This is a genomic window from Plantactinospora soyae (genome assembly GCF_014874095.1).
Lineage (GTDB): Bacteria > Actinomycetota > Actinomycetes > Mycobacteriales > Micromonosporaceae > Plantactinospora > Plantactinospora soyae.
The window spans coordinates 4,245,753-4,266,010 of the sequence record NZ_JADBEB010000001.1; the positions used below are offsets into that span (position 1 = coordinate 4,245,753).

The 20,258-nt window shown below is 72.0% G+C and carries 19 protein-coding genes and 1 riboswitch; of the genes, 7 read left to right on the forward strand and 12 right to left on the reverse strand.

Annotated features, from left to right (window positions below; all coding sequences use genetic code 11):
* Window positions 1-79 precede the first annotated feature (79 nt).
* Window positions 80-850 (reverse strand): C39 family peptidase, encoded by a 771-nt coding sequence (locus tag H4W31_RS19000; RefSeq protein WP_318783268.1) that lies wholly within the window; start codon window positions 848-850, stop codon window positions 80-82.
* Between the two features lie 6 nt (window positions 851-856).
* A riboswitch (cyclic di-AMP (ydaO/yuaA leader) is annotated at window positions 857-1,009 on the reverse strand.
* Window positions 1,010-1,361: 352 nt separating this feature from the next.
* Here H4W31_RS19000 and msrB point away from each other — a divergent pair.
* Complete coding sequence (gene msrB / locus H4W31_RS19005) at window positions 1,362-1,820, forward strand: peptide-methionine (R)-S-oxide reductase MsrB (RefSeq protein WP_192767886.1); 459 nt, start codon at window positions 1,362-1,364, stop codon at window positions 1,818-1,820.
* Between the two features lie 151 nt (window positions 1,821-1,971).
* Here the strand turns inward: msrB and H4W31_RS19010 are convergent, their stop codons facing one another.
* From H4W31_RS19010 to bioB, 3 genes are all read right to left on the reverse strand, one after another.
* Complete coding sequence (locus tag H4W31_RS19010) at window positions 1,972-3,903, reverse strand: lectin (RefSeq protein WP_192767887.1); 1,932 nt, start codon at window positions 3,901-3,903, stop codon at window positions 1,972-1,974.
* Between the two features lie 156 nt (window positions 3,904-4,059).
* Complete coding sequence (gene bsaP, locus H4W31_RS19015; protein ID WP_404825719.1) at window positions 4,060-4,284, reverse strand: biotin synthase auxiliary protein BsaP; 225 nt, start codon at window positions 4,282-4,284, stop codon at window positions 4,060-4,062.
* Between the two features lie 11 nt (window positions 4,285-4,295).
* Window positions 4,296-5,291: a biotin synthase BioB gene (bioB, locus tag H4W31_RS19020; RefSeq protein WP_192767889.1), complete on the reverse strand. Its 996-nt coding sequence runs from the start codon at window positions 5,289-5,291 to the stop codon at window positions 4,296-4,298.
* A gap of 368 nt (window positions 5,292-5,659) precedes the next feature.
* Here bioB and H4W31_RS19025 point away from each other — a divergent pair, with 368 nt between their 5' ends.
* Window positions 5,660-6,796, forward strand: a complete 1,137-nt coding sequence (locus tag H4W31_RS19025; RefSeq protein ID WP_192767890.1) for an 8-amino-7-oxononanoate synthase — start codon at window positions 5,660-5,662, stop codon at window positions 6,794-6,796.
* A gap of 23 nt (window positions 6,797-6,819) precedes the next feature.
* Complete coding sequence (gene bioD, locus H4W31_RS19030) at window positions 6,820-7,524, forward strand: dethiobiotin synthase (protein WP_192772218.1); 705 nt, start codon at window positions 6,820-6,822, stop codon at window positions 7,522-7,524.
* Window positions 7,525-7,559: 35 nt separating this feature from the next.
* On the opposite strand, the gene H4W31_RS19035 is transcribed toward bioD, so the two are convergent.
* Window positions 7,560-8,549, reverse strand: a complete 990-nt coding sequence (locus H4W31_RS19035) for an ABC transporter substrate-binding protein (protein WP_192767891.1) — start codon at window positions 8,547-8,549, stop codon at window positions 7,560-7,562.
* Window positions 8,550-8,942: 393 nt separating this feature from the next.
* Here H4W31_RS19035 and H4W31_RS19040 point away from each other — a divergent pair, with 393 nt between their 5' ends.
* Both H4W31_RS19040 and H4W31_RS19045 read left to right on the forward strand, forming a co-directional pair.
* The gene (locus H4W31_RS19040; protein WP_192767892.1) at window positions 8,943-10,706 is read left to right on the forward strand and encodes a sensor histidine kinase; all 1,764 of its coding nucleotides are present in this window, start codon (window positions 8,943-8,945) and stop codon (window positions 10,704-10,706) included.
* 114 nt (window positions 10,707-10,820) lie between these two features.
* Window positions 10,821-11,435 (forward strand): response regulator, encoded by a 615-nt coding sequence (locus H4W31_RS19045; RefSeq protein ID WP_450091432.1) that lies wholly within the window; start codon window positions 10,821-10,823, stop codon window positions 11,433-11,435.
* 76 nt (window positions 11,436-11,511) lie between these two features.
* Here the strand turns inward: H4W31_RS19045 and H4W31_RS19050 are convergent, their stop codons facing one another.
* Complete coding sequence (locus H4W31_RS19050; protein ID WP_225945587.1) at window positions 11,512-12,330, reverse strand: ABC transporter permease; 819 nt, start codon at window positions 12,328-12,330, stop codon at window positions 11,512-11,514.
* Complete coding sequence (locus tag H4W31_RS19055) at window positions 12,327-13,280, reverse strand: ATP-binding cassette domain-containing protein (protein WP_192767894.1); 954 nt, start codon at window positions 13,278-13,280, stop codon at window positions 12,327-12,329. The genes H4W31_RS19050 and H4W31_RS19055 overlap by 4 nt, the downstream gene beginning before the upstream one ends.
* 429 nt (window positions 13,281-13,709) lie before the next feature.
* Here H4W31_RS19055 and H4W31_RS19060 point away from each other — a divergent pair, with 429 nt between their 5' ends.
* Entirely contained in the window at window positions 13,710-14,249 is a 540-nt protein-coding gene (locus H4W31_RS19060; protein WP_192767895.1) for a signal peptidase II, read from the forward strand.
* Here the strand turns inward: H4W31_RS19060 and H4W31_RS19065 are convergent.
* The 5 genes from H4W31_RS19065 to H4W31_RS19085 all read right to left on the reverse strand — a co-directional run bounded on the left by H4W31_RS19065 (window position 14,202) and on the right by H4W31_RS19085 (window position 19,018).
* Window positions 14,202-15,416 carry an MFS transporter gene (locus tag H4W31_RS19065; protein ID WP_192767896.1) on the reverse strand — a complete coding sequence of 405 codons (1,215 nt, stop codon included), beginning with the start codon at window positions 15,414-15,416 and terminating at the stop codon, window positions 14,202-14,204. The two genes, H4W31_RS19060 and H4W31_RS19065, sit on opposite strands and share 48 nt — an antisense overlap.
* Window positions 15,413-16,174, reverse strand: a complete 762-nt coding sequence (locus H4W31_RS19070; RefSeq protein WP_192767897.1) for a DeoR/GlpR family DNA-binding transcription regulator — start codon at window positions 16,172-16,174, stop codon at window positions 15,413-15,415. Before H4W31_RS19070 ends, H4W31_RS19065 begins: the two co-directional genes overlap by 4 nt.
* Window positions 16,175-16,190: 16 nt before the next feature.
* A complete protein-coding gene (locus H4W31_RS19075) occupies window positions 16,191-17,399 on the reverse strand; it encodes a cytochrome P450 (protein ID WP_192767898.1) in 1,209 nt (402 codons plus the stop codon).
* Between the two features lie 9 nt (window positions 17,400-17,408).
* Window positions 17,409-18,101, reverse strand: coding sequence for a class I SAM-dependent methyltransferase (locus H4W31_RS19080; protein ID WP_192767899.1), 693 nt, complete (start codon window positions 18,099-18,101; stop codon window positions 17,409-17,411).
* 119 nt (window positions 18,102-18,220) lie between these two features.
* Window positions 18,221-19,018, reverse strand: a complete 798-nt coding sequence (locus tag H4W31_RS19085; protein ID WP_192767900.1) for an SAM-dependent methyltransferase — start codon at window positions 19,016-19,018, stop codon at window positions 18,221-18,223.
* A 249-nt stretch (window positions 19,019-19,267) separates the two neighbouring features.
* On the opposite strand from H4W31_RS19085, the gene H4W31_RS19090 reads away from it, so the two are divergent.
* Entirely contained in the window at window positions 19,268-20,215 is a 948-nt protein-coding gene (locus tag H4W31_RS19090; protein ID WP_192767901.1) for a hypothetical protein, read from the forward strand.
* The last annotated feature ends 43 nt before the right edge of the window (window positions 20,216-20,258 follow it).

The following is a 20,258-nucleotide window of genomic DNA, read 5'->3' on the forward strand; positions in this document are numbered from 1 at the left end:
TCAGGCCGCGCCGGGATGGTGCAGTTCTGGTTGGCGGCGCCGGTGCGGTTCCAGGGCCGCGTCCGGACCCCGTTCGCGATCAGGCGACCGTGGAGTAGCCGCGGGTGGCGATCCAGTTGGTCATGTCGATCGTGCTCATCCAGTAGGTGCTGGGGCCGTACATGCCGGAGCCGTCGGCGATCTTGACGGTCCGACCGTTGTCGCCGTAGCCGATGATCGTGACGTAGTGGCCACCCGGGAAGTCGTGCCAGACCCCGTCGGCGTCGGTCGCGCCGCCGATGATGTTGGCCACGACGGCATAGCCGCTGCCGATCGCGTGTACGGCGTCAGCCTGCAACTGATCCATCTGAGCGGGTGTGGCGTCCTCGTCCGAGATCTCCCGCGTCTGGTACACCTGGCTGCCGATGGCGCCGTTGAGCATCCGGGTGGTGTCGAAGGCGGACGCGGTGCCGTGGACCGTGGTGCCCAGCCCGTTGGCGAGATCCTGCTGGCTGACGTCGATGCCGCGTGCGGTCAACGCGTTGTGCACGGCGGCCGGGCCGCAGTAGTAGAAGTTGATCTGGTACTCGAACGAGGTGTCCAGGGTCTTTTCGGCGGGGCCCGCCGGAACGGCGGGTCGGGTGGGCTTTGCGGCCGTGTCCCGGTCGGCCACCGCAGCACCCATGACCAGCGAATCCGAGGTGACGGCCGGGCCGGGAGCGGTGGCCCCCGGCAGCAGGGCGCCGGCCGTGGCGGCCGTCGCCGCGGTCAGCAGCGCCGCCGACAGCAGCGCCATCTTCTGGCCTCGGCGCGGCGCGGTGGGTCCGAACAGGCCGCGAATTCGGTGCACATCGGGACCGGGGAGACGCACGTGCATTTCTCCTTCCGCTGCCGCCTACCGGGTTAGCTGACGGGTTCGGGCGGGAAAGATGCGCCCTTCCGCGGTCGCCTGAAGCGTCCTACGGATTCACCCCAAGGTGTGGAATGGGTCCCCGGCTCGCAACGATCTGCGATTGAGCGGTCCGGCCCGGTGTCATCACGGTTTGATGACTGATGACCGAGCCCGGATATGCGAGGCTACGGTCCGACTTCTCGACCACCAAGCCCCGCATCAGGGATGTGATCGATTGCATTCGCCGTCAGGCGGATAGCAGGCGTCGCCTTCCAGAAGAGACAGCCATTCCGGAACGCGACACCGGGCGCCGAGTGGCATCGCCGGCAGGAATTGGGGGTCGCCGAGGCAGGCAACCGGGAACCGCCGTACGAAATGGGACACGGTTGGTCGATCTGGTCGACGTGTCACCGTTCCTGGCGGTTTCCGGGCGGGCGCCCCGGGTAGGCGGCCTGGCACCGGACGTTATGTCAGCGGAGGAGGAACTACTGTGCCGCGCGAATATCGTAAGGACCCGGACGTCATCTCCCGGTTGTCGCCGGAACAGTATCAGGTCACCCAGGAGAACGGAACGGAGCGAGCCTTCGGCAATGTCTATTGGGACAACAAGGAGCCGGGAATCTACGTCGACGTGGTTTCCGGTGAACCATTGTTCGCCTCTGTCGACAAATATGACAGCGGTACCGGCTGGCCGAGTTTCACCGCCCCGATCGTACCGGAGAACGTGGTCATGATCCGCGACACGAGTCACGGCATGGCGCGTACCGAGGCCCGGTCGGCGCACGGCGACAGTCATCTCGGCCACGTGTTCGACGACGGCCCGGCAGAGCAGGGCGGCCTTCGTTACTGCATGAACTCCGCCGCGCTCCACTTCATCGCATTGGCCGACCTTGAGCGTGAGGGCTACGGCGAGTACCGCAGGCTGTTCGAGTCGGAGACGCCCGACTGAGGCCGCCCTGATCAACTCCGATCGCAGGCGTGGCCCTCGGCGTACCGGTGACGGCGATCTCCGGGCCGCTGCCGTCGGTATGGAGCCAAGAAGGAAGCCCGGCAGGAGTCCTGCCGGGCTTCCTGCCGGGTCGTCCCGGCGGACCCACCGGTCAGGCCGCCGGGACGGTCCACTTCTGGTTGGCGGCGCCGGTGCAGGTCCAGAGCTGGGCCGGCGTGCCGTTGGCCGGGTTGTTGTCCACCACGTCGAGACACTTGCTCGCGCTGGCACTGGTCAGGTCACGGCCCGCCGTGGCGGTCCAGCGCTGGTTGGCGGCCCCGGTGCAGCTCCAGAGCTGGGTCCGGGCCCCGTTCGCCACGGAGTTGTCCCGGACGTCCAGGCACTTGCCGAGAGCTCGGACGGTGCCGTCGGTGCCGAGGGTCCACTGCTGGGCGGCGGAGCCGTTGCAGTCGTAGATCTGGACCGCGGTGCCGTCGAGGCTGCTCGCTCCGGCGACGTCCAGGCACTTCCCGCCGAGGCCGACGATCGTCCCGGTCCGGCCACCGCCGCCCCCGCCACCGGACTGGGTACCCGACCAGGTGAAGGTCGCCGTGGTCCGGGCCGGCAGGGTGTACGTGAACGACTGTCCGCCCCAGACCACCCGAACCGACTGTGCGCCGGTGCCGCCGTTGTGCGCGATCAGCGCCTTGGAGCCGTCCGGGTTGATCCAGGCGACGTTCTGCACCGTGCCGTTGGCGGTCGAGTCGATCCGGTACGCGCCCGGCTTGACGAACTTGGTGAGGTGTCCGGTGGTGTAGTACTCGATGGTGTTGTCGACCTGACCGGCGCGCGCGCCGCCCTCCTGCACCGTGACCAGGCCGGTGCAGACGTCGCAGCCACCGTTGTGCGGGCCCATGCTCTGGTTCAGCGCCAGGCTCCACTTGACGACGCTGCCGCTCCAGTTCCTGGTGTAGTTGACGATGTCGGCCAGATCCTCGTTGTGCTGGTTGCCGATCCAGGTGCCGCCGGAGTGTTCGGTGCTGAACTGCCGTACCGACGGGTACTGGTCGTGCACCTGGGTACCGACGCTCGGGCTGCCGCCGTAGCCGTGCCAGGCGATGCCGCCGAACAGCGGATCGTTGCGCAGCGCGGCGTCCGAGACGATGCCGGCGCCGATCTGGCCCCAGTCGCCGTAGTTCCAGTCGTGGATCATCACCTTGGTGGTGATCCCGGCACCCCGGAAGGCCGGCAGCAGGTGGTTCTTGGTGAACTCCAGCAGCCCGGACGAGTTCCAGCTCATCCCCGGGTAGTTCATCGCGGTCGGGTTGCCGGCCTGGCAGCAGTTCGGCTCGTTCTGCACCGAGACGTAGTTCACCGGGATCCCGGCGGCCTGGTACGACTGGACGTACCTCACGAAGTACTGGGCGTACATCGGGTAGTACTCCGACCTCAGCCAGCCCATCTGGTCCATCCGGCCGTTGTCCTTCATCCACCCCGGCGCGCTCCACGGCACGCCCTTGACCCGCAGGGCCGGGTTGAGCTGTCTGGCCTGCGCGGTCAGCAGCCGGACGTTGGTGTCGTAGCCGTTCGCCCCGAAGTCGCCCAGGTTGCAGCAGGTGTCGTCGAGCGACACGTTGCCGGGCCGGGACAGGTCGGAGGCGCCGATCGGGTTGCGTACGAAGGAGAGCCCGATGCCGTCGGTCGGATGGAACAGCCGACGCATCACCGCGTCCCGGGTCGCCGCGCTGATCGGACCGCCCCGCAGCAGGTACGCGGTGGTGTCGGTGATCGACGCTCCGCCGCCCTCGAACTGCTGGTAGCGGGTGTTCTCGTTGACCGTGACGGTGTGGATCGCCCCCGGACTGGTGGCGGCGAAACTGACCGGCGTCTGCTGTTGCAGGCCACGGGTCACCGTACGGCCGCCGGAGTCGGAGGTACTGGTCAGCCAGACGTTCACCGGCTCGTTGGCCGCGTACGCCGGTGGTGGCGGCCCGGCGATCGCACCACCGGCGGCGGCCAGGCAGAGCGCGAGCAGTCCGGTCGGCACCCGGCGACGGCGCAACGGTGTCCGGCGGCTCGTGGCCGCCGTACGGATGGAGGACATGCGGGGGTCTCCCTCTTTCGACAGGGATCCAAGGGGGTGAGCGGCCGGCCGGCAACCAATAGGTAACACTCTTTAATAATCAGTGTCAATGCGCCGCTGCCGCTGGCACCCCTGTTGCCGCTGCCACCGCTCTCCCTGCCACCGCAGGTCCGGGCGTCAGCCCCGGGCCGTACCGTGCTCGACGCAGGTCGCCGACCAGCCCGTCGGCAGCACCTGCACCTTCATCCGTCGCCGACAGCGCGGACAGAACCGGGGTGGCTCCAGCTGCCGGGCCGCCTGGCAGCCCGGATGGCCGGCGTCGTCGGCCGGCTCGCCACAGCGGTCGCACCACAGCCCGGTCGGGCTCGTCGCGTTCGTCATGCTCCGGGTGGTCCCCGTCAGGTCGTGGTCGTCTACAGCGTCGCGGAGAGGGCCTTGACCGGCATCTTCAGCTCGTCGAGCAGGGCCAGGTCCTCGTTCGCCGGACGACCGAGGGTGGTCAGGTAGTTGCCCACGATGACGGCGTTGATCCCGCCGAGCAGGCCGTCCCGGGTACCGAGGTCGCCGAGGGTGATCTCGCGACCACCGGCGTACCGGAGGATGGTCCGGGGCATCGCGAGCCGGAAGGCGGCGATGGCGCGCAACGCGTCACGCGGCTCGACCACCGGCTGGTCGCCCATCGGGGTGCCAGGCCGGGGGTTGAGGAAGTTCAGCGGCACCTCGTGTGGATTCAGCTCGGCGAGCTGTGCGGCGAACTCGGCCCGCTGCTCGATCGTCTCGCCGAGGCCGAGGATGCCGCCGCAGCACACCTCCATGCCGGACTCGCGGACCATCGTCAGCGTCTCCCAGCGCTCCTCGAAGGAGTGCGTGGTGACCACGTTCGGGAAGTACGACCGGCAGGTCTCCAGGTTGTGGTTGTAGCGGTGCACACCCATCTCGACCAGCTCGTCGACCTGCGCCTGGGTCAGCATCCCGAGCGAGGCGGCGACCTGGATGTCCACCTCGGCCCGGATCGCGGCCACGCCCTCGCGCATCTGCTTCATCAGCCGGTCGTCCGGGCCACGGACGGCGGCCACGATGCAGAACTCGGTGGCACCGGTGGCGGCGGTCTGCCGGGCCGCCTCGACCAGCGACGGGATGTCCAGCCAGACCGAGCGGACCGGCGAGGCGAAGAGGCCGGACTGGGAGCAGAAGTGACAATCCTCCGGGCAGCCGCCGGTCTTCAGCGAGACGATCCCCTCGACCTCGACCTCCGGGCCGCACCAGCGCATCCGTACCTCGTGGGCGAGCTGGAGGGCGGCGGGCAGCTGCTCGTCGGGCAGGCGCAGCACCGCGAGCACCCCGGCCTCGTCGAGTCCGACACCGCCGTCGAGGACCTGGGTTCGTGCCCGGTCGAGGATGTCTGGCATGGGTCGTACCCTACAAGGCGGACGGCGCGTCGATGTGGGCCGGACCGACCCACCAGGCAGGCCGGCCCGCCCGCCCTGCGACCGGGCCCGAACCACCAGCCCGGCGCCGTGCGACCGGGCACGAACCACCGGCCCGGCGCTCGGTCCGGCCCGGCGGCGGGTGGTATTTTCGCCGGTCGGGGCCGTCGTGCGGACGACGCGGACGCGTCCGTCCGAGCCCGGCGCGGTGCCGGTGGTGGGGCCGTGCTCGGCGCGGTGCCGGCGGCGGATCATGGTCGACGCCGGGGTTGACGTCCCGCCGGACGGACCGGCGATCGTGTTTCCGACACCGCCGGGAACGTGGATGCGGACCAACGTGGGGAGTGACGGTGCCGAGCTGGCTGGAGGTTCTGGACCGACGGGCACGGCTGCGCGCGAAAGCCGGCCTCAGCCGTCGGTTGCGACCGAGGGACGCGACCGAGGATCTGCTCGACCTCGCCGGCAACGACTACCTGGGACTGTCCCGGCACCCCGAGGTGACGGCCGCCGCGGCCGAGGCGTTGACCGGGTACGGCCTGGGCGCCACCGGCTCCCGACTGGTACGCGGCTCCACCGAACCGCACCACGCCCTGGAGGCGACCCTGGCGCAGTGGCTGGGCGCCGGGCGGGCACTGGTCTTCTCCTCCGGCTACCTGGCCAACCTCGGTGCGGTACGCGCCCTGGTCCAGCCCCGTACCCTGCTCGTCTCCGACGCGCACAACCACGCCTCGCTGATCGACGGTTGCCGGCTGTCCGGCGCGGAGACGGTGGTCACGCCGCACCTCGACGTCGCCGCCGTCGAGGCGGCCCTGGCCGGGGCGCCGGGCCGGCCGGCGGTGGTGGTCACCGAATCCGTCTTCTCGGTGGACGGCGACCTGGCGCCGCTCGCCGAGCTGCACGCGGTGGCCCGCCGGCACGGCGCGCTGCTGCTCGTCGACGACGCACACGCGCTGGGGGTGCTCGGCCCGGACGGCGCGGGCGCGGTCGCCGCCGCCGGGCTCGGCGGAGCCTCGGACGTCGTGGTGACCGCGACCCTGTCCAAGGCGCTCGGCGGAGCCGGCGGAGTGGTGGCCGGACCGGCCGAGCTGGCCCGGCACCTGATCGACACCGGCCGGACCTTCATCTACGACACCGCGCTTCCGCCGGCGGTGGCCGCGGGCGTGCTCGCCGCCACCAGGCTGGCCCGGACCGGGGCCGGGCTGCGGGCCGAGCTGGCCGAGCGGGCCGCCGCCGTGACCCGCCGGCTCGGCGCGGCGGGCCTGGAGGTCTCCACCCCGACCGCCGGTGTGGTGTCGGTGACCGCGCCCGGCCCGGAGACGGCGGTGGCCTGGGCGGCCGACTGCCGGGACCGGGGGGTCGCGGTGGGCTGCTTCCGGCCGCCGTCGACCCCCGACAGCCGTTCCCGGCTCCGCCTGACCATCAACGTGGGACTCGACCGGCGCGACTTCGACCGGGCGCTCGACGTGATCGTGGAGTGTGCCCCGTGACCAACGTGGCGTGGCGTGGTCCGATCCTGGTCACCGGGACCGACACCGACGTGGGCAAGACGATCGTCACCGCCGCGATCACCGCGGCCGCCCAGGCCGCCGGCCTGCGGGTCGCCGTGCTCAAACCGGGCCAGACCGGTACGGCCACCGGCGCCGTTCCGGACATCGACACCGTGAACCGGCTGGCCGCCCCGATGACCGCCCGCACCCTGGCCAGCTACCCCGAGCCGCTGGCCCCGCTCGCGGCGGCCCGGGTCGCCGAGGCGGAGCCCCTGGAGCTGTACGCCGTGGCCGACGAGATCCGGGCCGAGGCGGACAAGCACGACCTGGTGCTGATCGAGGGTGCCGGCGGACTGCTGGTCCCGATGGGGCTGCGCCCGTCCGGCGAGGCGTGGACGTTCGCCGACCTGGCGGTGTCGATCGGTGCCCCGGCCGTGGTGGTCACCCGGGCGGGCCTGGGCACGCTCAACCACACCGCGCTCACCCTGGAGGCGCTGGACCGGCGGGCGGTGCCGGCCGGTGTGGTCCTCGGCGCCTGGCCGGCCGAACCCGAGCTGGTGCACTGGGCCAACCTCACCGAACTGGTACCGAACATGGTCGGCGCGCTGCCGGACGGCGCCGGAACGATGGAACCGGGTGTGTTCCGCCGCTCCGCGCCGGGCTGGCTCACCCCGGCCCTGTACGGCGTACTGGACGACTGGCGGACCTGGGCCGAAGACGTCAGCTGAACCTCCGGCGGCGGGTGAACGTGAGTGGAACCGCGCTAGAGGTGGGTAGCCGCCGAGACGTCGGGTTTCGTCTCGACCAGGCCGTACCGCAGCATCCGGTCGGCGAAGAACTCCAGGGACTCGACGTCGACCCGGGTGCCCCAGACCGGGATGTTCACCTTCGGGGCGAGGTCCGCCCGCACGTTCGCCACGGCGGGCAGCGCGGTCCGGTACTCCTGCGGGTTGGCGGTGATGTGCGCGGCGGTCCGGGCGGCGGCGTCCTGGAACGCCCGCACGATCCCCGGATTGGCCCTGATGTAGCTCTCGGACGCCGAGTACGTGCCGACGGCGAGGTTCGGCCTCGCCTCGACGTACGGCCGGAAGACCACCCGGGTCCCCTGGCTGGCGGCGATGGTGGCGAAGGGCTCGATCACCAGGGCCGCGTCCACCCGACGCTGGGTGATCGCCGGCAGCATCTCCGGAAAGCCCAACTCCAGGAACTTGACCGACCCGGGGTCGGCACCCGCCTTCTCCAGGGACGCCTTCAGCACGATCTCGCTGACGTTGGTGAGCGTGTTGACCGCCACCGTCCGACCCGCCAGGTCGGCGACGGACCGGATCGGCGAGTCCTCGGTGACGATGACCGCCGAGAAGTCCTTCGCCGGATCCGCGCCGACCGAGGTACCCGGGGCGATGATCTGCACGGGTACGCCCCGGCTGCGCGCCAGCAGCATCGAGACCGCGTTCGAACCGCCGACCGCCAACTCGCCGGAGACGAGTCCGGGGACGATCGCGGCGCCGCCCTGTTGCCGGACGAGTTCGACGTTGAGGCCACGCTCGGCGAAGAAGCCCTTCTGGATCCCGAACGCCAGGAACGACGCCGGTGCCCCCTCGATGTCGCCGACCTTGATGCTGACCGGCTTCTCCCGGCTCGGTCCGTCGGCCGAAGCCGGGGTGGCCGGACCGGAGTCGCCGCAGCCGGCCGACGACACGGCCAGGACGAGGACGGCGCCGTACCAGATGATTCTGCTGACGATCCTGTGCATCGGAGCCTCCGCTCGGGCTTGGAGGTCGGAAACCCGGCGGGCGTACCGCTGCGCGGGGACGCGGCACCGGAGGAGTCGATCGTGCGGCACAGGGCACGCCGTCGGCGCGGTCACCTGCTTGGCGGTCGTCGAGTTGCGGGGGCTGCGGGTGCCAGCGGGAGCGGTGGCCCCTCGCCGGTACGGAGCGGAACGTCCGGAATATCTATCGGCGTTCCTGAATCTTAACAGCAGAACGGGAGGCTCAATACCTCCCTTTCGGGGCGCGGAGCCCCGGGGCGTACCGGAACGCCGGTCGGCGCCCACCCCCGACCGGCTCCGTCGCCGTGCCGGCTCCCGGGAACCTCTGACTTTCGGCAGTAACGCGCAGGTGGCGAGGCTTGTAGCCTGGGCCGGATGACGGACTGGGCGCTCGCGACGCTGCGGCGGGGCGGGTCTTTCGACTCGGTGCTCAGCCATCGGGACCGGGTCCGCGACGTGCTGCTCTGGGCGGTGCTCTCCGCGCCGGTCGCCCTGGCGTTGGTGACCCCGCCGCACGCGCCGTGGTACGCCGTCCGGCTGGCCGGTTCGGTGCTGCTGCTCGCGGTCGCGGTGCTGGCGAGCCGGTGGGCGCCGCTGCTCTCCCTCGTGCTGGTCGTGCTTCCGACCGCGTTCGACGGCAACTTCATGTTCGCCATTCCGGTCTTCAGCTATCTGGTGGGGCTGCGCGAGCGCCGGGCCGGACCGGTGGGGCTGACCTTCGCCGTGATCGCGATCGGCGGCACGGTACTGAACTTCGGCCTGCTCGGCACCGCCGCCGAGGTCTGGTTCCTGCTGGCCAGCACGCTGCTCGTCGGCGGGGTGTTCCCCTGGCTCGTCGGCCGGTACCACCGGCAGCACCGGACGCTGGTACTGGCCGGCTGGGAGCACGCCGGGCTGCTGGAACGGGAGCAGCAGGGCGCCGCCGAGCGCGTCCGGATGCGGGAGCGGGCCCGGATCGCCCAGGACATGCACGACTCGCTGGGACACGACCTGAGCCTCATCGCGCTGCGGGCCGGCGCCCTGGAGGTGGCGCCCGAACTCGACGAGCGGCACCGCCGGGCAGCCGGTGAACTCCGGGTCAGCGTCGCCCTGGCGACCGATCGGCTGCGGCAGGTCATCGGGGTGCTCCGGGATGACGCCGAGCCGGCGCCGGTCCGGCCGGCCGGGGAGAGCGTCGACGACCTGGTGGAGCGCGCCCGGTCCGCCGGAATGTCGGTACGCCTGCTCACCGACCGCAAGCCCGCGCCGGCGCCCGCCGAGCGGCGCCCCGGATCGGTGCGGGACGACGCGGATGGTGTCGGTGTGGTGCCGGCGATGGTCGGGCGGGCGATCTGCCGGGTGGTACAGGAGGCGTTGACCAACGCGACCCGGCACGCCCCGGGGGCCGCGGTGACGGTTTCGTTGACCCACCGCGCCGACCGGACCTCCGTACGGGTGGTGAACGATCCGCCACCGGCCGGGCCGCTGCCCGGGGCCCGGACGGCCGGGTCCGGCCTGGTCGGGCTGCGCGAGCGGGTACGGCTGGCCGGTGGCACCCTGCGGGCCGGACCCCGCGAACGTGGCTTCGAGGTACTGGCCGAACTGCCCCACGCCACGGAGTCGGCGTACCCGGCCGAGTCGGTGTACCCGGCCGAACCGGCGTGTTCGGCTCGGCCGGGCGGGGGCGGGGGCGCAGGCCTGGTGTTCCGGTCGCCCGGATCATCGGACGCCGACGGGCGGGTGGTGCCGGGGCCGGGGCCGGTGCCGGGGCCGGGGCCGGGGCCGGAACAGCTCGGCACGGCGGCCCAGCGGCTGCGTCACGCCCGGCAGCGGGTCCGGCGCAGCCTGGTGGCGGCGGTGACCGTACCGGCCGCGATCGGGGTGATGCTGGTGCTCGCGTACTACCCGATCGCGTCCTTCAACGCGGTGCTGGACTCCGAGCGGTACGACCGGATGCGGGTCGGGCAGGACCGCGCCGAACTGCGTGACCTGCTGCCGGAGCGGCAGGTCGCCGAACCGGAGGACGCGCCCGATCGTCCGGTGCCGACCGGGGCCGCCTGCGAGTTCTACTCCGACGGCGGTTTCCCGCCGGGGCAGACCGTCTACCAGCTCTGTTTCCTGGACGGGCAACTCGTGGTCAAGCACCGCCTCGCCGGCTGAGTCGCCCGGCCCGCCCGGCACCGTCGGGGGCCGGGCGACGTACCCGGATCGACGATTTTCCCGTGACGACAAGGAGTTCGAGTGATTCCCGTCCTGCTGGCCGACGACGAAACGATGATCCGGGCCGGGGTCCGGGCCATCCTGGCCACCGACCCGGAGATCGAGGTGGTGGCCGAGGCCGCCGACGGGCGCAGCGCGGTGGAACTGGCCCGGGCGCACCGGCCCCGGGTGGCCCTGCTGGACATCCGGATGCCCCGGCTCGACGGGCTCGCCGCCGGAGCGCAGATCCGCCAGTTGGTCCCGGAGACGGCGGTGATCATGCTGACCACCTTCGGCGAGGACGACTACATCGCCCGGGCGCTCGGCGAGGGGATGAGCGGCTTCCTGCTCAAGTCCGGCGACCCCCGGGAGTTGATCGCCGGGGTACGGGCGGTGGCGGACGGCGCGGCGTACCTGTCGCCGGAGGTCGCCCGGCGGGTCATCGAACTCGGCGGTGGACTGCTGGCCCGGGGCCCGGCCGCCCGGGACCGGATCGAGACGCTCACCGAGCGGGAGCGGGAGGTACTGGCCCTGGTCGGTGCCGGGCTCTCCAACGCCGAGATCGCCCGTCACCTCTTCCTGGTGGAGGGCACCGTGAAGAGCTACCTGAGCAGCATCTTCATCCGGTTGGGCGTACGGAACCGGGTACAGGCGGCGATCGTCGCGTACGAAGCCGGCCTGACGACCTGACGAGGGTGTTAGGAAGGGCCCCTTCTTCTACAAAAAACGATAGGAAGGGGCCCTTCCTTGCACCTTGGTTGCACTTTCAGGCGTCGCGGCGGCGGAGCACGGTGTGGCCGGCGAGCAGGGCCGCCAGCGCCCAGCCGAGGAGTAGCAGCAGGCCCACGGCGGGCGGGTAGGGATCGGGGTCGGCGCGGAGGAAGTGCAGGCCGGCGCTGCCGGGTAGGGCGTCGGCGATGCTGTTGAGGGCTGCCAGGTCGGGCAGGCGGAGCGTGGTCGGGACGATCACCAGGACCAGGAAGACCGTGACCAGGGTGCCGACCGCCCCGCGCAGCGCGGCCCCGAGGCCCAGGGTGAAGACGCTGATCAGCGCCAGGTACGCGCCGAGCCCGACCACGTCGCCGAGGGTCCGGGCGGCGTCGAACCGCCCCCACTGCCCGAGTACGGGCGCCGCGACGGCGGCACCGAGCCCGCCGAGCAGGACGCCGAGGCAGAAGGTGACCCCGGCTACCACGCTGGTCTTGGCCAGCAGCAGACGCCAACGCGACGGGGTCCACTGCAGGGTCGGCCGGATCGTTCCGGTGCTGTACTCGGCGGTGATGACGAGCAGGGCGAGCGCGATCACGGCGAACTGGGTCAGCTCGACGGCGTCGATCGCGATCCGTCCGACGGCCACCACACCCTGCTCGTCGCCGGGTTCGTCGTTGGTGTTGCCGTTCTCGACGTAGATGGCCAGTTGCCCGGCGGTGGCGGCCATCAGCAGCACGCTGGCCAGCAGGCTCCACCAGACCGAGCGCACCGACCAGAGCTTGGTCCACTCGCTGGCGATCGTCCCGGGGAGCCCGCCGCCGGAGTGCGGGTGTCGGGTCGTACGGGCCGGCGTGGGGGAGACGATGCTGCTCATCGGGCCTCGATTCGGGCGTGGGCGGTCGGGTGGGCGGCGGTCGTACCGACGAACTCCAGGCTGCCGCCGGTGAGTTCGAGGTACGCCTGCTCCAGGGACGCCTCCCGGGCGCTCAACTCGTGCAGCCGTACGCCGAGTTCGTGGGCCAGGTCGCCGACCTCGACCACCGTCGTACCGGTGATCACCAGTTCGTCGTCGCCGACCGGCTCGATCGCGAGCTGCCGGTCGGCCAGCCGGTTCCGGAGCCGGAGCAGCGCGGCCGGCTCGGGGCTGCGGACGCGTACCGCCGTCAGCGAACTGCCCGCGATCACCTCGCCGATCGGCGCGTCGGCGATGAGCCGGCCCCGGCCGATCACCACGAGTTGGTCGGCGGTGAGCTGCACCTCGCTCATCAGGTGGCTGGAGACGAAGACGGTACGTCCCTCGGCGGCCAGCGACCGCATCAGCTCGCGGATCCAGCGCACTCCGTCGGGGTCGAGCCCGTTCACCGGCTCGTCGAACATCAGCACTCCGGGATCGCCGAGCAGTGCTCCGGCGATCCCCAGCCGCTGTCCCATGCCGAGGGAGAAGGCGCCGGCTCGCTTGCCGGCCACCTCGGTCAGGCCCACCGTGGCGAGTACCTCGTCCACCCGCCGGGACGGGATGCCGTTGCTGCGGGCCATCGCCAGCAGGTGGGCCCGGGGCGTCCGGCCCGGATGTACGGCTCGGGCGTCGAGCAGCGCGCCGACGGCCCGGAGCGGGTGCCGCAGTGTCGCGTACGGCCGGCCGTCGACTAGCGCGGTTCCGGCGTCGGGCCGGTCCAGGCCGAGGATCATCCGCATCGTGGTGGACTTGCCGGCGCCGTTCGGGCCGAGGAAGCCGGTGACCCGACCGGCGGCGATGGTCAGCGAGAGGTTGTCGACCGCCGTCGTGGTGCCGAAGCGCTTGGTCAGTTCGGTTAACGTGATCATGGATCCTTCCGGTGTTTCGCGACTCGCCGATCCGGGACACGGTCCGACTCGTGCACAGACGCTAGGGATCCGGGTGGGGCTGGCGCAGCGGACGATCGACGGCCACCGACCCTGACTTTCGTCAACTCCGGCCGGGCCCGGCGGCGATCTTCCTGAGCTGGCCGATGCCTCGCACGACGTCGGCTACCACCGCATTCCCGGCTGGAGGTGGCGGTCGCCTTCGTCACGTCCGGGGGCCGGCGGCCGGCGGGGCCGAAACGGTACGAGAACCCGCCCCGACGGTCCACGACCATCGCGAACGGGGCCTGGGCGGGCCGGCGTACCCGAGCCGGATCGGCCCGCCCGACGGGTCCGGTTTCGGGCCACCGCGTCGGCGGGGTCGTAGGCTAGGTCCGTCCGGGGAGCGGCGGGTGCTGGAGGTCGTCTGTCATGCAGCAGGTCGAGGTGGATTCGCCCGTGCCGGAGGCGGACGGTGCGACCGGACGGACCCGGTGGTATCCCCGGGTTCTCACCCTGGCCCTGGTGATCCTCGTGGTGGACCAGCTCACCAAGTTCTGGGCCACCTCCGCGCTCACCGGCCGTGGCCCCGTCCCGGTGCTCGGTGACCTGATCAGCCTGCGGCTGCTCTACAACCCGGGCGCGGCGTTCTCGATCGGTACCGGGTTCACCTGGATCTTCACGATCATCGCCGCCATCGCCGTCGTCGCGATCACCCGGGCGGCCTGGAAGGTGCGGACCGGCGCCTGGGCGCTCGCCCTCGGGCTGGTGCTGGGCGGCGCCACGACCCACCTGCTCGACCGGCTGTTCCGGGAGCCCGGATTCGCCCGGGGGCACGTGGTCGACTTCATCGACTACGCCGGCTTCTTCGTCGGCAACGTCGCCGACATCAGCCTCGTCGTCGGCGGCGCGCTGATCGTCGTGCTATATCTGCGGGGCGTCGGCCTCGACGGCCGGCGCGGCGACGGGTAGCCCGGTCCGGCGGACCCGGGCGAGCCCGATCACGGTACCGAGCCCGGCGACGGCAAGGATGATCATCGCCCAGGCGATCGCGGCCGGTCCGAACCCGTTGACGGCCAGTCCGATGGCCGGCGGCAGCGCGATACCGCCGACCATCGACAGCGCGACGACGGTAGGGGTCAGCGCGGGGCGGTGCTGGGCCAGCCAGGCCAAGCCGGTGGGAAAGAGCGGGCCGACCGCGACGCCCAGCAGCGCGTAGGCGATCGGGGCCAACCCGTCGAGCAGGGTGGCGGTCGCGGCGAGCACGGTCAGCCCGGTGCAGGCGATCACGATCGCCCGTGCCGAGTAGTGGCGGCAGAGCGGCACGACCGCGAAGCGCGAGGCGGTGAACGCCAGCCAGAAGCCCGAGGTGGCGGTAGCGGCGGTGGACTCCGAGAGCCCGGTGGCGATCAGATGAGTCGTCTCCCAGCCGGCCGCGCCGGTCTCCAGCCCGACATGCAGCATGAAGAAGAGCAGGAACCCCAGCGACACCATCCCGCCGAGCGAACCGAGCCGGCGTCGGGCCGCCAGCGGTGCCGGTGGAGTGCCCGCCGCCGTCGTCGGTGCGGACCGGGCCCCGGACGCGGTACGCAGCGCCGGCACGGCCAGCAGGGCGAGCAGGGCACAGCCGACGAACGACCAGCCGTACCCGGGCAGCAGCCCGATCGCGATCGGTCCGGCGACGGCACCGACGCCGAAGCAGCCGTGCAGCAGGTTGAGCATCCCGTGGCCGCCCTCGGCGTACACCTCGGTGAAGATCTGGTTGACGCCGCCGTCGAGGCCACCGAAGCCGACCCCCGCGACGAAGGCGGCGAGCAGGGCCAGTGGCCAGCCCGGGGCGAGCGGGAAGGCCAGACAACCCACCGCGACCCCGACGAGTGACCAGCTCATGAAGCGGCCGTCGGGGACGCCGAACCGCCGGGCGAGGGGCATCGCCAGGACACCGAGGATCGCGCCGGCGAAGTGCACGCTCAGGGCGGCGGCCGCCCCGGCGGCGGTGATCCCGTGTTCCGCCCGCAACTGTGGGATCGCCGGACCGTACAGCGCCTGCTGTAGGCCGATCATCGCGAACGCGGTGACCGCGCCGTACACCGCCAGCGGACGCAGTCGGGGCGGCGCAGGACGTACTCCGACGCTCACGCGAGCACGACCTGGACACCGGCGTCGCGCAGCGCGGCCACCTGCTCGGTGTCCGCGCCGTCGTCGGTGACGAGTACGTCGGCGAGCCGCACCGGCCCGATCCGGGCGAAGGTGACCCGACCGAGCTTGGTCGAGTCGGCCACCACCACCCGGCGGCGGGACGCGGCGATGGCGGCCCGTTTCACCCGTACGTCGTCGGGGTTGAAGTCGCTGATCCCGGTGCTGCTGTCGACACCCCCGACCGACATCACGAAGGTGTCGAAGCGCAGCTCGTCGAAGATCCGTTCGGCGAGTGGCCCGACGAAGCACTGCTCGCCGGGGCGTACGTCCCCGCCGGCGGCGATGAGCCGGATCCCGGACTCGTCGGCGAGTTCCGTGGTGGCCGGAACGCTCAACGCGCAGACGGTCAGTTGCCGCCGCCCGCGTAGCGCCCGTGCGGTGGCCAGTGCGGTCGTGCCGGCGTCCAGCACCACTGTCTCGTTGGCGCCGATCAGCGCCGCCGCGGCGACTCCGATCCGGGCCTTGAGGTCCGCCCGCTGGTGGCTGCGTACGGCGAACGGCGGCTCGTAACTGCCCGACACCGTACTCACCGCGCCGCCGTGCACCCGCTGGAGCAGTCCGTCCCGTTCGAGCAGTTCCAGGTCGCGGCGGGTGGTCATCTCCGATACGCCGGCTCGGGCGCTCAGCTCGGCGACCGTCACCCGGCCATGGGTCAGCAACAGCTCCACGATCGCCTGGTGCCGCTCTTGAACAGACATGTGTGCGATTAAAACACTAAAACTGTTCGGATACCAAGATTTTTTGTTCGGATCGGCTCGGTCCGCTCCGGGCGACGACGAACGCGTCGGGCATCCGGAACGAGAGGTTGTCCGGGCACCAGGGCGCCCGGAGCACCGTGACGTCGGAGAGCAGCGGGGCCGTCTCGGCCACCACCACCGCGGCCTCCATCCGGGAGAGCTGGGCACCGACGCAGCGGTGTGCGCCGGCACCGAACGCGAGGTGGCGCCGGGAACCCCGCTGGCCGGGGGAGAACCGCTCCGGCTCGGCGACCACCTCCGGATCGCGACCGGCCCGGGCCAGCCAGAGTACGACGCTGGTCCCCTCCGGTACGGCGGTGCCGGCCAGCTCGGTGTCCCGGGCGGCCACCCGGCGCCAGGTGACGATCGGCGGCTCCAGGCGCAGGCCCTCCTCCACCACGTCGTCGACGTCGACCGTCCCGGCGCCCAGCCCGGCGAGCACCTCAGGCGCTCCGGTCAGCCGGTGCAGCAGCAGGGTGAGGAACTGCGACGTCGTCTCCTGCCCGGCGACCAGCAGGAAGAACAGCGCCCCGACCACGACCTCCGGCGGGTGCCCGGCGGCCCGGAGTTGGCCGACCAGCCCGGCACCGGTACCGGCGAACTCCCGCAGTACGGCGTGGAACCGGCCGACGACGTCAGCCAGGACGCGCTGCCGCACGGGGTCGACCGGGGCCCAGAACAGCTCCAGGGCGGCCCGGGTGAACTCCTTCACCACCTCGGCCGGCGCCGCCGGCAGGTCGACGAGCCGGGCCAGGACCAGCAGCGGCAGGTCGGCCGCGAGGTCGGCGTACAGGTCGACGGGTTGACCCGCGTCGAGCGCGGCGCCGAGCCGGCCGACCCGCTCCCGCACGACGGCGGTCAGCCAGGGCCGCTGTTCGGCGACGCGTCGCGGATGAAGGGCGTCGGCCACGATGCCCCGGATCGCCGGATGGCTGGGCCCACCGTTGTTGGCCAGCGTGGCGGGCAGCCGGAAACCGTGCCCGGCGAGCACCCGGAGCGCGGCGACCGGGATCGGGGTCATCGCGTCCAGCGCGTTGTCCGGACGGAACGTCCCGGGATCGGCGAGCACCTGGCGGACCAGGGCGTGCCGGGTCACCACCAGATGGTCGACCCCGACGTGGTCGGGCAGCACCACGACGTCCGGCCACGATCGCTCGACCGACTCCTGCCAACTGCGGAACAGCACCGGACCACGCTAACCAGCGCGGTGCTCGCGACCGGCACCGCCCGTTCCGGAGGTGATCTGGGTCAGCTCCCAGACCCGGCTGTGCTTCATCCGCACGCTCTCCAGCGCGGGCGACACCGGTATGTCGTATCCGGCCAGCGGCTGGAACCGGTCCCGGGGCAGGTACGCCCGGTCCGGGTCGCCGACCAGCACCCGGGCGCCGCCGCGCACCGCCCGGATCAGGAACCGGAGTACCCGGTTGGCCATCGCCTTGCTGTAGAAGACGTCGCCGGCCAGTACGACCTGCGCGTCGCCGGCATCGCCGTCGAGGATGTCGCCGGTCTCGCCCTCGACGACCACCCCGTTGGCCCCGGCGTTCACCTCGACGGCCGCGATTGCCATCCGGTCGGTGTCGACGGCCCGGACCCGGCTGGCGCCGGCCCTGGCGGCGGCGACCGCCACCAGCCCGGATCCGGAGGCCAGGTCGAGTACGCGCATTCCGGCCACCGTCTCCGGATGGTCCAGGACGTAGCGGGCCAGCGCCTGCCCGCCGGCCCAGGCGAAGGCCCAGAACGGCGGTGGCTGCTCGCTGCGGAACTCGCCCTCGGTCAGTTCCCAGAGGCCGATCGGCTCGGCGGCCTGGTGCAGTCGGATCTCCGGCACCGAGGCGACTGGGCTCAGCTGGGCATAGGTTCGGACGAACTCCGCCGGGGTCTCGGACACAATCGCGCATTCTGCCCGGTCACCGGCGTGGGCCGCGGGGCGCCCCGGGCGACCTGAGCGTGGCCGGGCAGGTTTGGCTGGGCCCCGGTCGGCACCTCGGGTGCGGGCTCCGGGCGCCGCTACGGCTTCCGGGCCACCCCGCAGTACTGGTTGACGTCGATGTCGGGATCGTTCGGCCCCGGCCGCCAGCGGGAACAGGAGACGACTCCGGGCGGCAGCAGGTCCAGCCCGTCGAAGAAGCGGGCGATCTCGGCCGAGCTGCGGTAGACGATCTTCGGTGTGCCGTGCTCGTTCCAGAAGGAGACGATGTTGTCGGCCTCCACCCGGTTGATGTCGTGGCATCCGTGCGCGATGGCGAGATAGCTGCCCGACGGCACCGCCGCGACGAGTTCCCGGACGACCTCCCGGGCCCGCTCGTCGTCGAGGATGAAGTGCATGATGCCGAGCAGGGTGATCGCGACGGGCTGGTCGAAGTCCAGTGTGCGCCGTGCCTCGCGCAGGATCGCCTCGGGATCGTTCAGGTCGGCCTGGACGTAGTTCGTGGCGCCCTCGGGGCTGCTGGCGAGCAGGGCGCGGGCGTGCACCAGCACCAGCGGATCGTTGTCGACGTAGACGATCCGGGACTCCGGGGCGACCGACTGGGCGACCTGGTGGGTGTTGTCCGCGCTGGGCAGCCCGGTGCCGATGTCGAGAATCTGCCGGATGCCCTCGTCCGCGACGAGGTGCCGGACCATCCGTCCCAGGAAGGCCCGGTCCGCGACGGCCAGGTCGATGATCGACGGCAGCTGCCGGGCGATCTCGTCGCCGGCCGCCCGGTCCGGGGCGAAGTTGTCCTTGCCGCCGAGCCAGTAGTTCCACAACCGCGCCGAGTGCGGCACCGTCGTGTCCAATGTGGGCCGAGCCGGGTTGTCTGTCACGGGCGCCGTCTCCCTGTTCCACCAACGGGTCTGTGGCCCCGAATCCTCGCACACGTTGACAGCTGCCAACTCCGGGCACGAGGCGGACGGGACCGCGCCGACCCGGCGTGTCGGCGGTACCGGGTAACCGGTTCACCACTGCGCGTCAAAAGCACCCCCTTCATTACAGGAAGGTGCTGATACGCCACTCTTCCGTTCGGCCGAGGTCGCCCCTAGCGTCGATCCTGCGCGCATTTTCAGGGCGCGATCATGGACAGAGGCGGCGGCGGAGAGATGGTGGTGACGGTGCTGCGGTTCGCGATCCGGCTCGGAGCCGTGCTGGTGTGCGCGACGGGCTGGGCCGCCCTGCCGCCCGCACCGGCCAGCGCCGCGCCGGGGTTCAACACCGAGATCACGCAACTGCCCGGCCGGTTCGTCGCCGGTCGTGGCGCCGAGACCGTCACGGCGGTGGTCTCCACGAGCCTGAACGGGAACTGCCAGAAGGTGCGCTGGTCGCTGGTGCTGCGACTACAGGGCGTACGGCCGAACCAGATCGAGGTGGACCGGGTCGAGAACGGGTCGTTCCCGGTCGAGGTGCGGGCCGAGGGGAACGGCGCCCGGCTCACCGACCGGCAGTTGGACCCGGGGTCGCTGTGCCGGGGCCGGACCGTCACCGCCCAGTACCGGATCGCAGTCGACGACGCCGCGTCGAACGGCCGGATCACCCTCAGCGTCGAGGCGTTGGACGCCGGAGGGCGGCTGCTCGACCGGGGCAGCGCCACCCGGGACGTGACCGGGTCGGCGCGGGACCGGCGGCGTACGCCCACCCCGAAGCCGTCCCGGTCGAGCCCGACCCCGGCGACGCCGACCGAGTCGGTGGAGACCGAGCCGGCGGAGGACGAGTCCCCGGTGCTGGCCGAGGTGCCGAGCGACGGTGAGGGCGGCGGTGCCGACTCGGCGACCGACCGGTCCAACGCCGCGGCCAAGGGCAACGGCATCGGGCTGACCCAGGTCGGGTTCATCGGCGGCGGGGTGCTGCTCTTCCTCGGTGTCGGCCTGTTGTTCCGGCTCCGCAGCCGGGACCGCGCGGCGGATCTCGCGACCGCACCCGCCGGTCCGGTCCGACGCGGTCGACCCCGCTACCCGGCCAGCTACCAGACACCGGCCAGCGCGGGGAACCGCCGGACGCGGGACGTCCGGAGTTCGCCCGACTGGTGACGGCGGGCGTACCACGAAAACCGCCGCCCGGTCCGGGGATGAT

What these genes read in the sequence shown, in the direction of transcription:
- H4W31_RS19010 (WP_192767887.1), bottom strand. Translation starts at nt 3,903, where the DNA reads ATGTCCTCCATCCGTACGGCGGCCACGAGCCGCCGGACACCGTTGCGC.
- bioB (WP_192767889.1), bottom strand. Translation starts at nt 5,291, where the DNA reads ATGCCAGACATCCTCGACCGGGCACGAACCCAGGTCCTCGACGGCGGT.
- H4W31_RS19035 (WP_192767891.1), bottom strand. Translation starts at nt 8,549, where the DNA reads ATGCACAGGATCGTCAGCAGAATCATCTGGTACGGCGCCGTCCTCGTC.
- H4W31_RS19040 (WP_192767892.1), top strand. Translation starts at nt 8,943, where the DNA reads ATGACGGACTGGGCGCTCGCGACGCTGCGGCGGGGCGGGTCTTTCGAC.
- H4W31_RS19045 (WP_450091432.1), top strand. Translation starts at nt 10,821, where the DNA reads ATGATCCGGGCCGGGGTCCGGGCCATCCTGGCCACCGACCCGGAGATC.
- H4W31_RS19050 (WP_225945587.1), bottom strand. Translation starts at nt 12,330, where the DNA reads ATGAGCAGCATCGTCTCCCCCACGCCGGCCCGTACGACCCGACACCCG.
- H4W31_RS19055 (WP_192767894.1), bottom strand. Translation starts at nt 13,280, where the DNA reads ATGATCACGTTAACCGAACTGACCAAGCGCTTCGGCACCACGACGGCG.
- H4W31_RS19060 (WP_192767895.1), top strand. Translation starts at nt 13,710, where the DNA reads ATGCAGCAGGTCGAGGTGGATTCGCCCGTGCCGGAGGCGGACGGTGCG.
- H4W31_RS19070 (WP_192767897.1), bottom strand. Translation starts at nt 16,174, where the DNA reads ATGTCTGTTCAAGAGCGGCACCAGGCGATCGTGGAGCTGTTGCTGACC.
- H4W31_RS19090 (WP_192767901.1), top strand. Translation starts at nt 19,268, where the DNA reads ATGGACAGAGGCGGCGGCGGAGAGATGGTGGTGACGGTGCTGCGGTTC.